This window comes from Metabacillus lacus (genome assembly GCF_009674805.1).
Classification (GTDB): domain Bacteria; phylum Bacillota; class Bacilli; order Bacillales; family Bacillaceae; genus Metabacillus_C; species Metabacillus_C lacus.
This window is the reverse complement of the sequence record NZ_WKKI01000006.1, coordinates 1-14561: the sequence shown is the minus strand read 5'-3', so window position 1 is coordinate 14561 and position 14561 is coordinate 1. Positions and strand designations below refer to the sequence as shown.

At 41.4% G+C, this 14561-nt stretch carries 16 protein-coding genes; 4 read left to right on the top strand and 12 right to left on the bottom strand.

The annotated features are described in order from the left end of the window. Positions 1–370: 370 nt before the first annotated feature. From GJU40_RS05360 to GJU40_RS05345, 4 genes are read right to left on the bottom strand one after another with little or no spacing between them, the layout of a single operon-like run. Positions 371–1141, bottom strand: coding sequence for a LysM peptidoglycan-binding domain-containing protein (locus GJU40_RS05360; protein WP_170289336.1), 771 nt, complete (start codon positions 1139–1141; stop codon positions 371–373). Between the two features lies 1 nt (position 1142). Further along, complete coding sequence (locus GJU40_RS05355; protein WP_154306729.1) at positions 1143–2174, bottom strand: alpha/beta fold hydrolase; 1032 nt, start codon at positions 2172–2174, stop codon at positions 1143–1145. Positions 2175–2184: 10 nt separating this feature from the next. Then, positions 2185–2889: a hypothetical protein gene (locus GJU40_RS05350; protein ID WP_154306728.1), complete on the bottom strand. Its 705-nt coding sequence runs from the start codon at positions 2887–2889 to the stop codon at positions 2185–2187. A gap of 18 nt (positions 2890–2907) precedes the next feature. Beyond that, complete coding sequence (locus GJU40_RS05345; RefSeq protein ID WP_154306727.1) at positions 2908–3678, bottom strand: glucose 1-dehydrogenase; 771 nt, start codon at positions 3676–3678, stop codon at positions 2908–2910. A gap of 311 nt (positions 3679–3989) precedes the next feature. Between GJU40_RS05345 and GJU40_RS05340 the strand changes: the two genes are divergently transcribed. Both GJU40_RS05340 and GJU40_RS05335 read left to right on the top strand, forming a co-directional pair. After that, positions 3990–4355: a Na-translocating system protein MpsC family protein gene (locus tag GJU40_RS05340; protein ID WP_154306726.1), complete on the top strand. Its 366-nt coding sequence runs from the start codon at positions 3990–3992 to the stop codon at positions 4353–4355. 135 nt (positions 4356–4490) lie between these two features. After that, positions 4491–5504, top strand: a complete 1014-nt coding sequence (locus GJU40_RS05335; protein ID WP_154306725.1) for a sodium-dependent bicarbonate transport family permease — start codon at positions 4491–4493, stop codon at positions 5502–5504. Between the two features lie 151 nt (positions 5505–5655). Here the strand turns inward: GJU40_RS05335 and GJU40_RS05330 are convergent, their stop codons facing one another. Further along, positions 5656–6111 carry a TlpA family protein disulfide reductase gene (locus GJU40_RS05330; RefSeq protein ID WP_154306724.1) on the bottom strand — a complete coding sequence of 152 codons (456 nt, stop codon included), beginning with the start codon at positions 6109–6111 and terminating at the stop codon, positions 5656–5658. 198 nt (positions 6112–6309) lie between these two features. Further along, positions 6310–6852 carry a peroxiredoxin gene (locus GJU40_RS05325; RefSeq protein ID WP_154306723.1) on the bottom strand — a complete coding sequence of 181 codons (543 nt, stop codon included), beginning with the start codon at positions 6850–6852 and terminating at the stop codon, positions 6310–6312. 313 nt (positions 6853–7165) lie between these two features. Between GJU40_RS05325 and GJU40_RS05320 the strand changes: the two genes are divergently transcribed. Further along, positions 7166–8011 (top strand): mechanosensitive ion channel family protein, encoded by an 846-nt coding sequence (locus GJU40_RS05320; RefSeq protein WP_425481201.1) that lies wholly within the window; start codon positions 7166–7168, stop codon positions 8009–8011. Positions 8012–8063: 52 nt separating this feature from the next. On the opposite strand, the gene GJU40_RS05315 is transcribed toward GJU40_RS05320, so the two are convergent. The 4 genes from GJU40_RS05315 to ccpC all read right to left on the bottom strand — a co-directional run bounded on the left by GJU40_RS05315 (position 8064) and on the right by ccpC (position 11352). Beyond that, on the bottom strand, positions 8064–8309 hold the full coding sequence (locus GJU40_RS05315; RefSeq protein WP_154306721.1) for a YkuS family protein: 246 nt from the start codon (positions 8307–8309) through the stop codon (positions 8064–8066). A 56-nt stretch (positions 8310–8365) separates the two neighbouring features. Then, positions 8366–9487, bottom strand: a complete 1122-nt coding sequence (locus GJU40_RS05310; protein WP_154306720.1) for an N-acetyldiaminopimelate deacetylase — start codon at positions 9485–9487, stop codon at positions 8366–8368. A 195-nt stretch (positions 9488–9682) separates the two neighbouring features. Continuing rightward, positions 9683–10393: a 2,3,4,5-tetrahydropyridine-2,6-dicarboxylate N-acetyltransferase gene (dapD, locus tag GJU40_RS05305; RefSeq protein ID WP_154306719.1), complete on the bottom strand. Its 711-nt coding sequence runs from the start codon at positions 10391–10393 to the stop codon at positions 9683–9685. A gap of 83 nt (positions 10394–10476) precedes the next feature. Next, positions 10477–11352 (bottom strand): transcriptional regulator CcpC, encoded by an 876-nt coding sequence (gene ccpC, locus GJU40_RS05300; protein ID WP_154306718.1) that lies wholly within the window; start codon positions 11350–11352, stop codon positions 10477–10479. 129 nt (positions 11353–11481) lie between these two features. Here ccpC and GJU40_RS05295 point away from each other — a divergent pair, with 129 nt between their 5' ends. Continuing rightward, entirely contained in the window at positions 11482–12207 is a 726-nt protein-coding gene (locus GJU40_RS05295) for a sulfite exporter TauE/SafE family protein (RefSeq protein ID WP_170289335.1), read from the top strand. Positions 12208–12261: 54 nt separating this feature from the next. Here GJU40_RS05295 and GJU40_RS05290 read toward each other — a convergent pair whose 3' ends face one another. Then, positions 12262–12483, bottom strand: a complete 222-nt coding sequence (locus tag GJU40_RS05290) for a hypothetical protein (protein ID WP_154306716.1) — start codon at positions 12481–12483, stop codon at positions 12262–12264. Between the two features lie 60 nt (positions 12484–12543). Next, positions 12544–13974 carry an MDR family MFS transporter gene (locus GJU40_RS05285; protein WP_154306843.1) on the bottom strand — a complete coding sequence of 477 codons (1431 nt, stop codon included), beginning with the start codon at positions 13972–13974 and terminating at the stop codon, positions 12544–12546. Between the last annotated feature and the right edge of the window lie 587 nt (positions 13975–14561).

The following is a 14561-nucleotide window of genomic DNA, read 5'->3' as shown; positions in this document are numbered from 1 at the left end:
ATTCAAAGTAATGGGTGAGATGCTCTGGATAATACATGAATAGCAACAGCATTATTTATATGAAGCATAATAAAACATATTTCTGGATGCAGATTTTCAAAAAACTCAAGACAACGAATGCCCTTCCTCTCATTCGTCCATGCGGCTCCTAGGCCGCGCCAAGCAAAAATGCGAATTGAAACTGTCAAAAAATCCATTAAAAAATGGTTTTTGGGAAGGCGAAAATATAATCAACATTCTCAATAATACTAAATTCATTTACTAAAGTCAAGGGGAAATTCTTTATAGTTTAATTTGTTTTTACAGCTTGCACTCTGCAACCCTATGAAAATATTTCTAAAATAATGAAAAAAAAGCTTCTTAGGAAGCTTCAAAGAAAATAAACTTTATGGGAAAGGGACTTTCCGTTTTCAGCTAAGATGGAAAGTATACCTGAATGAGTCGAAGGCTTGCGGTCAAAATAAATTTCAGCACCGAAGCTTTGCCAGTTTCCGTTCTCCTGTCCCGTAACCAGTTCCCTGTCAGAAGTGATTAATTCTCCATTGTCATCGGTAATTCGGTATACTAGTCTCCCGGCATCCCTTTTTGCTTTTCCGTAAATAACAGCATACTCCCTGAGTTTGCTTCCTATGACGGTGCTCTCCAGGACAACCAATTCCCCGCAAGGAACAGGAACAATAACGGCATAGCCCGGCAATCCCGCATTTACTGCCGAAAATCCCGGCCGATCCTTATTTAAAGAAAGAATTTCTTCCTTGTTCAGTCCAAATCTTAACGCAATTCCTTCCAGAGTATCTGAGAGTTCAGTCATATAAATAAGTGCCGGTACTTTCAAATCTCTATCTTCCCAGTTACCGGAATTTATCGACTTCAAAGCTTCCTTTTCCATGTTAAACATGCTCGCTGCCAGTTCCAATGAGAGAAAGGACGGGTTAGCCAGAGAAACGCCCTGCTGTTTTAAAATCGTCGGCACTACCAGAATGTCGCCGCCGAAAATAACGCCGGGTTCGCGAAACGGCCGATGCAGATGATTGACCCTTTCTATCCATTCCGGATTGCTTCCTAGCTTTCTTGCAATATGATATAGAGTATCACTTTTATTTGCCCTGACGATTATAGCACTGCCATGAAAAATAGCCAATTCACATTCCTCCTTTAGACCTTGGTTCAAGCCAGTCCTTTAAAAAGGGTGGAATTCCAGCTTTATAAGAGTGTGCTGCATGTCCTCCCTTTATTTCAACCAGCTGTTTATCAGGGCTGTTAACTCTTTCCATAATAACATCAGCAATTTCCTGCGGCACCAGCTTGTCATGCTGAACAACTGAAACAAGAAGGCTGCAAGTAATATCACTCAGCTTTACAGACCTTCCTCTAATGATTAAAGTATCTTTTATTAATGCATTGTTTTTCAAAAGATCTTCGAATATTTGGTCGTTTGCGGCACCAGTAAACGGAATATGCCCCTTAGTCCATGAATTAAATCGCCGCCACTTCTCTACGTACTGAGGATGATGAGCTTTTGATAACAAAGATAAATAATGTGTAAAGTAGAGTGGAGAAGCCAGAAGCCTCATTCCAAACTCAATAAAAGAAGCAGGAATCGTGCCAAACAGCTCTTTTGTTTTTGTATCTGCATTGCTCTCCTGAACGTACTCCAGCCACTGATCGAAAAGCGGAAAAGCATGGTAATCAATTGGTGCCGAGGATAAAATCAGATTTGAAACCGGAAGCTTTGTATATGCTGCAGCAATGGCAGCCATCGTTCCGCCCAGACAATAGCCAATCACTGTTAACTCCCCGCTGCCCGAATGGGAAAGAGCTCTTTTCATTCCGCGCTCAATATAATCCACAATATAGTCGCTGAATGATATGTTTCTATCCTCAAAGCCCGGCTTGCCAAAATCCAGTAAATAAACATCAAAACCTTCATTCACAAAAGAACCAATAAGGCTGTCTCCAGGCATTAAATCAAGAATCACCGGCTGATTCACTAACGAGTAGACGAGAAAAAGTGGAGTTCGGTATTTTCTTACTTGCGGTTTATAGTGCCACAAAACAGCTTTATTCTTTTTCCACACCTCACTTCTAGGTGTAACAGGTGTGTCAGGAGGAGAACTGAAAATAGCATGAAAAGTAGTCAGCCATCTATGAAGCTCTGAATGTTCTTCGCTCATGCCTCTCCCCCTAGAAACCTTTAATAAAGCTGAGTTTCATCATTCGTTTGACATAGGCCAGATCATTTTCTAGTTTTTGAATTCTCTTCAGCAGTTCTTCTTCCCCTTCGGATGCTTCTCGGGAAGCAGGAATGTCAGCAGATTTCTTTTCGGATATCATATGATTATTCAACTCTTCTATTACATCCTGAAGCTGGTCCACCTTTTCCTCAGTGGCTATGATCATTTCACCAAGATTTGCTATATCATTTTTTGTAGGAATATTTAATTGTGCTGCTGCGATTTCGTGATATTCCTTTATTCTAGAGAGAAGATAGTCATAAATCTGGGTTGCCATATGCAGACAGCTCGCAAAATCCTTAGAATTCATCATGTGCTGCAGCCAGTCATTTGCACCTTTTTCAGCCTGAAAACCAAGCACCTTTAACATGTCATACAATTTTTGATAATCAATAGAAGGGTTCTTTTGCTTCTTCCCATCTAATATTGCAGCCTTAGGGAAGATGTCTTTCAGTTTAGCGAATAAATCAGCATTATCACCTTCCTGCTTACTAAGAGACCCCAGCTGTTCCGTTAAGGTTTCAAGCAAAGACAGCGAGTCCGCCTGCTGAAATCCGGCTTTTTTCAGTAGCTGTATCATTTCATCGTTGATCCCGGAAGTTTTTTTCTTATTAATCATCTTTATCAGCTTTTTTAACAGAGCTTTGTCAATCATCGTATTTCCCCTTTCCAATTAAGCAAGTGCCGAGATGCCTCCATCAACATTTAAAATATGTCCTGTTACGTAATCAGAGGCATGAGAGGCAAGATACACAGCCGCACCTTTCAAGTCACATTCAGAGCCTATTCGGCGTGCTGGAATGGAATGTAATAATTTGTCTCCATAGTGATCCAAGATCGGTTTGGAAATTTTTGTGTCAAAAAAACCCGGTGCAATTGCATTTACCTGAATGTTGTAAGCAGCAAGCTTGACAGCCATATCCTTTGTTAAAGTCATGACAGCTCCTTTGCTGCTGTTATATGCAACCGTATCCAGTATCATCGTGCCGCCATAACCTGCAATAGACGCTATGTTTATGATCTTGCCGCTGCCCTTGGAAATCATGACTGCTGCGGCTGCCTGCGAAAAGAGAAACATTCCCTTTACATTCACATCAAAGACCTTCTGCCATGCTTCTTCAGGCATCTTCAATGAAGAACCAGCCCAGGATACTCCACTGTTATTTACCAAAATATCCAACGTACCGAACTTGTCAATTGTTGTGGAGATGACATTTTCAATCTCTTCTTTTTTTGTAATGTCACATTGAAGGGCCAGAGCCTTCACTCCCTTGGCCTCTACCTTGTCGGCAACTGCCCTGCATGCCTCAATTTTTCTGGAGCAAACAACCACATTGGCGCCTGCTTCTGCTAATGACAGACACATCTGCTCACCAAGACCGCGGCCGCCTCCAGTTACAATGGCAGTTTTACCTGTAAGATCAAACAGCTTTAATAGATGCAAACCTTTTCCCTCCCTTTTTATGTTCCATATAATATAAACAAGCATGATGAAAAGTGTGAATAAAATAGAGATTAACACTAGTTGTATAGTGTAATTGACAGAAGGGAATTTATAATTGTATAATATGAAAAATTAAAGATTTCCGAGAGATTGTATTACTCCTCGCCTTCCTATTGCTTTAGCAGCTGATTCAATGACAATTGATTACCTGAAAAAGCGTTAATTGGAGCGCCTGGCTGGAATGTAAATAAATCGGTATATTTCTGCAAAGCACACTGGCAGGAGTATACCGATTTTTTGTAGGAGGAAAAATGGAAAACCGTACAAAAGGAAATTTGGAAGCGGAACTGAGCCGCTCATTCACTCAGTGGGAAAAGGATTATCTCGGCAGGGGATCTGTAGCTGTAAAAACAGACATCCTTCGTCATATGGTGATTGTTTCCCTAAGAGGAATACTTACTGCTGCAGAGTACAGACTCTGCGAAACGAGGGAAGGCACACTTTCTATTAAACGATCCCGCACAGAACTCGTAGAAGCTGCCTCAGAGGATGTCAAAAACATCGTCGAAAAATGTACAGGGGAAGAAGTAAAAAGCTTTTACACAGATCTCAGTACCGTAACAGGTGAAAGAATGATGATTTTCACCCTGAAAGACAATCTAGAAATTAAATTGTAGCTGGAAGATTTTCAAAAAACGCACGTTCGTTGAAAATAAGCCGGTGCCCAACCCTGTATCTAAACAGGATTAGGCACCGGCTTTTTCATTTTCATAGCTGAAAATCAATAGATATTGAAAGAGGTGCTGTTACTCATGTTTGAATTGTTTACTGAAAATATGCTCTCCCCCGTTTTTCTGTTTTTTCTGTTAGGATTGTTTGCTGCGTTCACCAAGTCCGATTTAACCTTTCCAAAAGGGCTCAGTGAAGCTCTCAGCATATACCTCCTCATTGCCATTGGCTTAAAAGGCGGGATAGAGCTGTCACATTATTCTGTTTCAGAAATGATACGGCCTGCAGCCGGAACACTGTTGTTAGGAACTTTAATCCCGATAGGTATATTTATATTTTTGCTGAGGGTGCTGAAATTAGAAATTGAAAATGCAGCGGCTCTGTCAGCTTCTTATGGCTCTGTCAGCATCATAACGTACGGAGCAGCTGCTGCATTTCTTGAGAAAAATAGTGTTTTCTATGAGGGCTACATGAGTGCAATGGTAGTACTCCTCGAGAGTCCTGCTATATTGATCAGCGTTTTTCTTTATAAGCTGTCCCAAAAAGAAACTCATTCCCATTCCACAGGAGTTCTTGGCATAGTGCCTGAGAGCTCAGCTCTGCTGGATCATAAAGTCCTTAGAGAGAGCCTTTTTGGTAAAAGCATCTTGCTGTTAACAGGCAGCCTCCTTATTGGCCTGATTCTAGGAGAAAGAGCAGTGCCTGCTGTAAAGCCGCTATTCATTGATCTTTACAGCAGTGTGCTCATCTTATTTATTTTAAATATGGGAGTTATTACTGGTAAAAGGCTGCCCGAAGCCCTGAAATCAGGGGGCAAGCTTTTGCTGTTCGGCATTGTCGTACCAGCCATATTGGGTGTTCTGGGTACAGGAGTAGGCACAATCTCAGGCCTTTCTATCGGGGGCGCTGCCTTGATGGGAGTCCTTGCAGGAAGTGCTTCTTACATTGCAGCTCCGGCAGCTATAAAAACAGCTGTACCGGAAGCAAATCCTTCTCTGTATTTAGGTCTGGCACTTGGCATTACCTTTCCTTTTAATCTTTTGTTTGGCATTCCGCTCTATTATGAAGCAGCAAAATGGCTTTCAACAGGATACTAAGCTCCAAGAAGAAATCTTTTCCAAGTGGCTGAGGTGACTAATGCCAGGATTTCTGACTCCCTGCTGTAACAGCAGAAAAAAAATACAAAAAAAGGCTGGCTGAAGCACGGTTTTACCGTCTTCAAACCAGCCGGATGGCTGTGCCAACCTTTTATTCTGCAGATTCTGTTTCGCTCAGCACCCTGTTTACACGTTTTTCAAGCATTTTCATTCCGCTGCCGCCTGCCTGAAAGTGGCGAAGGCTCCCACTTTTGTCAAACACATAATATGCAGGTACATACTGATTTTCAAAAGCTTCCGTGAGTTTATGCTCACTGTCAACAAAGATTGGCTGTGCGATATCATGCTCAGCCGCAACTTTCTTAATCTCTTCAAGATTCAAATCATCTTCAGAACGCGGCATATGAACTGCCAGCACGTTCAGTTTATCGGCGTACTCATCTCTAAACTTATTCACATCAGGCATTGCCTCTTTACACAAATGGCAGCTGATTGACCAAAAGTGGATAAGAGTAGGTTTTTCTCCAATCAGCTCATTCTTTGTCAGTTCTCCATTTAACCATTCTGTTGCGCCTGTTAAATCAGGCATAGGCTGACGCAGTTTCATAAGTATACCTCCTAAATGGATTATATCTTGTTTTCATGAAATCATATTTAAAAGTGAAGTGAGAGATTAGGCTGACACTCTGTCCATACTGAAAACCTGACTGACTAAAACACTGAAAGCCCGCGAATGCCAGCAGAAGCTAATCTGCTTAATTTGTAAAAAAAGACCTAACCAAAAGTTAGGCCTTTCCTATTGAGATTAAAGTGTAGCTTGTCCAGGTTTCCAGTTGGCAGGACATAGTCCGCCTGTTTGAAGCGCTTGGAGAACACGAAGGGTTTCTTCTACATCACGGCCAATGTTGTTATGGAATACTACTTGGTACATTAATTCGCCTTCAGGGCTGATAATGTACATTCCGCGAAGAGCAATACCTTCTTCTTCAATTAACACACCATAGTCACGTGACACCTGATGGTTCGTATCAGCAGCCAATGGGTATCTTAAGTCACCTAAACCGTTGTCTTTGCGGTCAGTATTGATCCAAGCTAAGTGAGTGTGAATCGTGTCAGTAGACACACCAATTACTTCTGCATCTAAATCTTCAAACTCATCATAGCGATCTGACATAGCTGTGATTTCTGTAGGACATACAAAAGTGAAGTCCATTGGGTAGAAGAAAAGAACAGTCCATTTGTCGTTTTTCATATTTTCTTCTAAACTGATCTTGCCAAATTCTTTGTTTGATAAAACTGCTTCCATTTCAAAACGTGGAGCTTGTTTACCTACCATGCGTTCTGCCATTATGTATCCCTCCAATAAAAGAATAAACAGATTTTCTGTTAAATTTTATTGAGAAAATTTTATTATTTTCTCAAGTGACTATCTTCATTTACCTTAATGATTATACGTGAATAAGTTTTTTTAGTCAATATTAAATAATAATGAATGTAAATTAGATTTCCCTGGAACTATGTTCCGTCCCTCTTCATTATATCCCGATTATTTAAAAAAGATGTTGGAAAACGTTTCTTATAGATTTCTATTGAAACTAAGTGTAACATATGTAAAATTGGGTAAACAAATATTTAGCTCTTATATCAGAAAGGAATGTTTTATATTGAATGTAAACTTTTGGGATGATATCGCCTGGACCTCCCTGGCACTGAGCGCTGTTGAGATTGGCGCAAGGCTTTTGGGGATTATCATCGTTTTTTTAATTGTTAAAGCCATTGGAAACAATGTTATTAAAAGAACATTTAGCAAAGTGCTTGAAAGAGAAAATATCTCTGCTGGACGTGCAAATACTTTGCAGAGCTTGTCTCTAAATGTTTTCTCTTACATACTCATATTTGTGTTTGTTGTAATGGTATTTCAGGTATTTGAATACGATGCAACAGCACTGCTGGCAGGTGCAGGAGTTGTCGGCCTTGCAATAGGATTTGGAGCGCAGGGTCTTGTCGGTGATGTGGTGACAGGATTTTTTATTTTGCTGGAAAAGCAAATGGACGTAGGAGATTATGTGACTGCGGCAGGCTTTGACGGTATTGTGGAGCAAGTTGGCCTTCGCACGACGCAGATCAGAGGCTTTGACGGGACACTTCACTTTGTACCTAACAGGGAGATTACCAATCTAAGCAATCATTCACGGGGTAATATGAGGGCGCTGGTTGATATTGGTATATCCTATGATGATGACATTGATAAAGCAATCACAATTATGCAGTCGGCGTGTGACAAAGTCGCTGCTGAAACTCCTGTAATTGTTGAAGGACCAAATGTGGTCGGCGTTCAGAGTCTTGGTGCATCCGACATTGTACTCAGGGTTATTGCAAAAACAGAAAACGGAGAACAATGGGGTGTAGAGCGCAAATTGCGTAAAACATTGAAAGAAACGCTTGATGAACATGGTATAGAAATTCCGTTTCCTCATCAAGTTTATCTTGAAAAGAAGACAGAGTAGACCATTCAGCTAGAGATGATAAACAAAAAAGAAGAGCCGCCGCTCTTCTTTTTTATCGGTTAAATGCAGAATCTACGTGCTGACAGACTTCCTCAGCAGTTAGTCCATTTGCTTCAATGACCGGTCCTGCAGTCACAGTATTGCTGATTCCCATTACATTCGAATCCAGACCCGTAATGACACAGCAGTCACAGCCTTTGGCATCTTCCTCGTTTTTCAGCTGAACAACATCATAGCCCTTTGCCTTTAAAGCTTCTTCTACATTTGACAGGGACTGTTCTATACCAATTTTCGGCATAATATCCACCTCCTACAAGTAATGTGTCTCAATCAGGAGGTGTTTATTCCCTCTTTTCACCTATCATCTTTAAAAGCAAGATACTTTGTCATGACAGAAATAGCTGTTTCCATACATTTTTCATCCGGTGAAAGCTTCGAGTGGTGAAGGCCAAAAGAAGAACCAGCTCCCAGCCAGAACATAAACCCTGGAATGTCAGCAAGCATATAACCAAAATCCTCTCCGGTCATCGCTTCTTTGCTAAGTGCAAAATCAGCATCAGTATGCTCTTGCACAAAATTCATAAATTCAAGCGTCACTTCTTCATGATTGTAAACCTGGTGATACATGGCGCCGTAATCAATGGATGCTTGGCAGCTATAACCTATCTCTAATCCCTTCACAATTGCTTCTATGCGCTCCTTCACCTTCAGCATGGATTCAGTGGAAAGTGTTCGTATTGTACCTTCAAGCCTGCTGTTTTCGGCAATGATATTTTGAACCGTTCCCCCTGTAATTTTGCCGATTGTGATAACGGCGCTGTCGAGAGGATCCACGTTTCTGGCTACAATAGATTGAAGCTGGCTTACCAAAGAGCATGCGGCAACAACCATATCATTGGTTGTATGAGGATAAGCAGCATGCCCCCCTTTTCCTTTTAAGTCAATGAACAGCTCAGATGTATTTGCAAAGAGAAGACCAGGTTTGGTTGCAACAGTACCTGATGGAAGCTCTGGAGCAATGTGAAGGGCTGTGATGAGGTCAGGTTTCCACTCCTTCATGGCCTCACTGTGCATCATAGGCTCCGCACCGCCCGGCCCTTCTTCTGCGGGCTGAAAAATAAACAAAAGGTCATTTTTTACTCTATGATGAACAAAATGAGTCAAAATGCCAAGAGCAATTGTCATATGAAGATCATGGCCGCATGCGTGCATCATACCTTCATGAACGGACCTGTAACTATAGCCTGTTTCCTCTTCAATTGGAAGACCGTCAATATCAGCCCTGTACCCAATCATTTTTTGAGAAGATGTGCCGTTCAGCTTTACAAACAATCCTGTTTTCCATTTACGGATTTCTATGTTTTCCTGCGGAAGTGAGTGCAAATACGACAGCAAATATGCTTGCGTTTTGTATTCTTGAAAGCCAAGCTCAGGAATACGGTGCAAATCTCTTCTAATGTTAACCAGCGTTTTCATATTCACCTTTCCCCTTCACTCCTTTACACTGTAATCGTTAGCGTCCGATGATACTCCGGTTTAAGCTGCAAACTTCACTGATATGCATTTTCAGCGATAAATTGATAGCCCTTATCAAGTAAGAAAACGTGGATGCTCAGCATCCACGCATGGTTTTTTTATCTGGAGTATCAAAAATTTGCCTTCACCTGATATTTACAGCTGGCGAAGCTCTTGCTTAATCTCAGTTTTAGATTTTGTTTTTTCATCAATATCCTTGATTTTACGTGCAGGAGTCCCAGCTACTACTGTGTTAGGCTCAACATCGTCAACGACAACTGCTCCAGCTGCAACAACTGCTCCTTTTCCTACTGTTACACCTTCAAGAACAACAGCGTTAGCACCAATTACCACATCATCTTCTACCACAACAGGCTTAGCAGATGGCGGCTCAATCACACCTGCAAGGACAGCTCCTGCACCAATATGGCAATTTTTACCTACAGTTGCACGTCCGCCTAAAACGACGTTCATATCAATCATTGTTCCTTCTCCTACTACAGAACCAATGTTAATAACAGAACCCATCATAATAACAGCATTATCGCCTATCTCTACTTGATCGCGAATAATGGCGCCCGGCTCAATGCGCGCCTTGATTCCTTTAAGATCCAGCAAAGGGATAGCAGAGTTGCGTCGGTCATTTTCTACAACGTAGTCCTCAATTTTTGACTCATTTGCAGAAATTGCTTCTTGAATTTCAGACCATTCTCCAAAAACAACAGCTGTGCTGCCGGAAAGAAACGTTTTAGCATTTTCACCAAAATGAATTCCTTCCAGATCCCCTTTAACATAAACTTTTACGGGTGTGGATTTTGTGCTGTTTTGTATAAATGAAATAATTTCATTTGCATCCATCATTTTCATATGTATTTCCTCCTTTTGTGCAGATACCTCTTTACTCTATCAAAGGAAAAAGCTTCTGACAAGCAGACCGATTTCCTTCTCGCTTATTTAGTTTGTACATTTTCCTGAATCATATCAAGAAAGGCACTGACCTGCTTCAGTTCAAAGAAATTTTCATAGCCGATCAGCCATGTATCCCGTGCCAGCGGCTGCCCATCAACATCGAGAAGCGGTACCTTGTATATGCGGTCATCTTCATCTTGCAATGTAACACCTGGAAGTATCGCATATCCTATTCCGTTGAAGGCCATTTGTTTGCAGGTTTCTATTTGATCTACAATTATGGTCCGTTTAGGAGATTGCTTAAACTGCCGGTACCACCAATCCTGAATTTCCTGATAATAAGTTGAGTCGCTTTTGAATTGTATAAACGGCCGTTCTGTGTTCTGCAGTTGTGCAATGTCCTGGATTTCCGTATCAACCAGATACAAGGAATCAGTCAAAAGATGCTGCTTGTAGCCTTTCCAATCCGGATTCCCTCTAATAATACCTATATGAACATGATCCTCATAGAGGCTTCTTAATATCTCACTGCTCCACCCTGTGACTAATGAAATTTTTGCATGCGGATGCTTGTTTACATATTTCTTTAAAATAGGAGGAAGCCAATGCTGGCCAATAATGGATGCAACAGCAAGTTTTAGCGTGCCATGAACCTCTCCTTCAAGCTCCGATATTTCCTCTTTCACACGCTCTTCTTTTTTTACAATTTCCTTTGCATACTCAATAACCCTTTCACCTGCAGGTGTTAGTGCCAAACCTTTTTGTGAGCGTATAAAAATTTTTGTTCCCCATGCTTTTTCAATGGACTGAAGCCTTTGAGATAATCCGGGCTGGGATACAAAGAGACGTTCTGCTGCTTTTCTCATATTCATTTCTTCTGAAAGAATGACCAGCATTCTTAGTTCTGTAATATGCAAGCTATTTCACCTCCCATAAGTTTTTCTTATATTATATGTCACTTTTTTTCTAATTTCATTATAAACAAGCTTTACATACAATATGAATGTCAGACCGTATCATATCACTCTCTCAGGGAGGTGAGTAGGATGGAATTTATTTTGTTTTTGATAGGCTTTGCTGCGTCTTTCCTCGGCACACTTGGCGGAGGAGGCGGTATGATTAATATGCCGGCGATGATGCTTGCCGGAATTCCAATTCACACAATTATCGCTGTAAATAAATTTTCAAATACGATCAGTTCTTTTTCAAGTTTTTTTATCCTGTTAAAAGATAGAAAAGTAGAGTTTAGAGAAGCAGCTGCCCTATTGCCCGTTGCATTTGCAGGAGGAATTACAGGGGCAGGGCTGGCAGCGATGATTCCCCCGGAATACTTAGAAAAAATGGCTCTTGTTTTTCTTACATTTGCTTGTGCCCTTTTATTCTGGAAGCAGCCGAAGCATCTCGAAAATAAGCAGAAGCTCTCACCTGCTCTATACCCTGCCCTCTACGGTACAGGCATATATGACGGTATATTCGGGCCAGGCCAAGCAGTGATGTTGATGCAAATTTATTTATCGCGCAGTTTTCCTTACATGAAGGCAATAGCCCTTACCCGTTTTCAAACCTTTGCAAGCTGTCTTGGCGCGGCAATTCTGTATGGCTTAGGAGGCTTGATAGACTGGAGTATTGCTGTTTACCTGGCTGCAGGTTCATTGTCAGGAGCACAGCTTGCCGTGCGTACAGCAAATAAACTTTCAAAGAAACAGGGCATTTGGATTGTGAGGATCAGTGCCTTATGCCTGCTGTGCTATCTTTATGTCAATGCTCTATAGGATGATTGTGACACCAAAAAAACTTGGAGATCTCCCCCCAAGTTTTTTGCGGAATCAATCAATATATTTCATCTCGCTGGACGATTGTTTTTTAGTAGCGTGTTTATCTTTTTCCTCACGCTTTTCCTGTTTTAAATCTTCCATAGGAATTGTGTCAACATTTTGCTGGCTTTCAAACTTGTCAAATAAACTTTCATTTTCAGTTAAATACTGTTCTGGATGGTCCATAGGCTGTTCCGGATCTTTTCTTACAGATGGTTTCTTATAATCTGACATGAACATTCACCCCATTCATCCTTTTCCTTATATATACCTTTTTGCTGGAAGGACAAAACATCAGTTTTCTTCCTTTCGGGGTAAAAAGAATACTAAAGCCATGCTGATGACTGCAAACACAAATACAATTAAATACACTGAATGCAGTCCGATAGTCAGTCCTTCCTGCAGTGTCACCCTCAGCTGCTCGTCAAGCTGCGCCCGCCTGGCGGGATCCAGAAGCTCATTTGTTGAATTTAAATCCAGATTATCTGCATACCCCTGCTCCTGAAAGTAAGCTTGAAGCCTGCTGTTTAGAACACCTCCTAAAAGAGCAGCTCCCACTGTATTCCCTAATGTTCTCATAAACATATTTGATGCAGTTGCTGCACCCCTTGTTTCCCAGCTTACAGTACTTTGAATTGTGACAATAAAAGAAGTCGTAATCATTCCCATTCCAAGGCCGATTACAAATGACCCCAGTGCAGCCCAGAGAGGGCCGGCCTCCGGTGAGAGTGTAAGCAAGATGGAGCTTCCCGCCAGTAAAAAACCGCCGCCCATAATAGAAGTCGTTCTGTAGCCAATTTTTAACAGTAGTCTGCCGGCCACAGTAGCTGCGATCGGCCAGCCGATTGACATCGATGTTAATGCAAAACCAGCAACAATCGGGGTTCTCTCCATTACTCCCTGCACATAAGCAGGAAGGAATGAGGAAAGCCCAATCAGCATCATTCCAGTGGTGAAAGACGCAAGATTAGCAATAAGAATGGTACGCTGCTTCCAAATGACGAATGGCATCATTGGTTCTTCTGCCGTTTTTTCCTGAAAATAGAATAATGCAAGAACGCCTGTCCCAATGGCTGCAAGGCCAATTACCGGCAGAGAGTTCCAAGCCCAGTTTGTTCCTGCCTCCACAAACAAAACCATAAATACACTGATTCCAATTGTAAGCAGAATCGCGCCTGCATAATCAATTTTCTGCTTTTTCTTTTCGATATTCTCATCCAGATACTTCACAATCCCCGCAATAGCTAAAATACCTAATGGCACATTTATTAAAAAAACAGTTCTCCAGCTGACGTACTGCACCAGGAGACCGCCTATGGCCGGACCAAGGATAGCTGAGATTCCCCAGACGCTTGAAAGATAACCTTGAACTTTGGCCCTTTCTTCTTTTGTATAAATGTCGCCTACTATTGTTGTTGCAATCGGCATGACCGCGCCTGCACCGAAACCTTGTATAAACCTTGATATAATCAACATGGTCATGCTGTCTGCCAGCCCGCACAGTATTGATCCAATTAAAAAGATGACGATTCCAAATACAATAACGGGTTTTCTTCCAAACAGATCAGACAGTTTTCCGTAGATCAAGATTGTTACAGCATTCATCAGCAGGTAGGAGGAAAACACCCAGCTGTACAATGAAAAGCCTCCAAGATCTGCGACAATTGCAGGCATGGCTGTAGATACGATTGTCGCCTCTATAGCAGCCATAAACATTGCCAGCATGACGGCAGCGAGGACAAGGGGCCGCCTTGTCCGATTTCCACGTATTTCGTTCACTTTTTCTTTATCTGCTGTTAATTGAGCCACGCTCTTCTCACCTCTCGAATAGTTTAGCTCTATGAAAAGTATATGTAAAACAGATTGACTTACCCTTTCATTCTGAATTGCATGCTTTGTTGGGCTCTATTTTTTGAAGTGGGCTGATGGGATGTATAGTGGAATATATAAGGGGCAACCCCACCCTATCTATCATAGAAAAAATAAGCGTAAGAATTTCGATTAAATCTAGAATATGCCGTTTTTTAGGGGAAATAAGGGAGCGAATTCCGCTTAAGCTGCTGAAAATCCTGCATTTAGCGGTTATTTGGCTGCATAGGCGGAAACCCTCCGTTTAATTCAATCCATTTTCATCGTTTTTTCTGAATAAGCGGAGTTTCTCCACTATCATTGCATATGTATCCACAGGCCAAAAGATCAATTTAATTACCCTCTATTAATTGAAATTATAGGGGGATTTTTTATGGACGAATGCAAAAAAATCTCCTAAACTAGAAGCTAAACCCACGTTATCCGTGACTTCTAATAAAGGA

Excerpts from the sequence above, each read along its gene's own strand:
- GJU40_RS05355 (WP_154306729.1), bottom strand. The coding sequence starts at position 2,174 with ATGAGCGAAGAACATTCAGAGCTTCATAGATGGCTGACTACTTTTCAT.
- GJU40_RS05350 (WP_154306728.1), bottom strand. The coding sequence starts at position 2,889 with ATGATTGACAAAGCTCTGTTAAAAAAGCTGATAAAGATGATTAATAAG.
- GJU40_RS05340 (WP_154306726.1), top strand. The coding sequence starts at position 3,990 with ATGGAAAACCGTACAAAAGGAAATTTGGAAGCGGAACTGAGCCGCTCA.
- GJU40_RS05335 (WP_154306725.1), top strand. The coding sequence starts at position 4,491 with ATGTTTGAATTGTTTACTGAAAATATGCTCTCCCCCGTTTTTCTGTTT.
- GJU40_RS05330 (WP_154306724.1), bottom strand. The coding sequence starts at position 6,111 with ATGAAACTGCGTCAGCCTATGCCTGATTTAACAGGCGCAACAGAATGG.
- GJU40_RS05325 (WP_154306723.1), bottom strand. The coding sequence starts at position 6,852 with ATGGCAGAACGCATGGTAGGTAAACAAGCTCCACGTTTTGAAATGGAA.
- GJU40_RS05315 (WP_154306721.1), bottom strand. The coding sequence starts at position 8,309 with ATGCCGAAAATTGGTATAGAACAGTCCCTGTCAAATGTAGAAGAAGCT.
- GJU40_RS05310 (WP_154306720.1), bottom strand. The coding sequence starts at position 9,487 with ATGAAAACGCTGGTTAACATTAGAAGAGATTTGCACCGTATTCCTGAG.
- dapD (WP_154306719.1), bottom strand. The coding sequence starts at position 10,393 with ATGAAAATGATGGATGCAAATGAAATTATTTCATTTATACAAAACAGC.
- GJU40_RS05295 (WP_170289335.1), top strand. The coding sequence starts at position 11,482 with ATGGAATTTATTTTGTTTTTGATAGGCTTTGCTGCGTCTTTCCTCGGC.
- GJU40_RS05290 (WP_154306716.1), bottom strand. The coding sequence starts at position 12,483 with ATGTCAGATTATAAGAAACCATCTGTAAGAAAAGATCCGGAACAGCCT.
- GJU40_RS05285 (WP_154306843.1), bottom strand. The coding sequence starts at position 13,974 with ATGCTGGCAATGTTTATGGCTGCTATAGAGGCGACAATCGTATCTACA.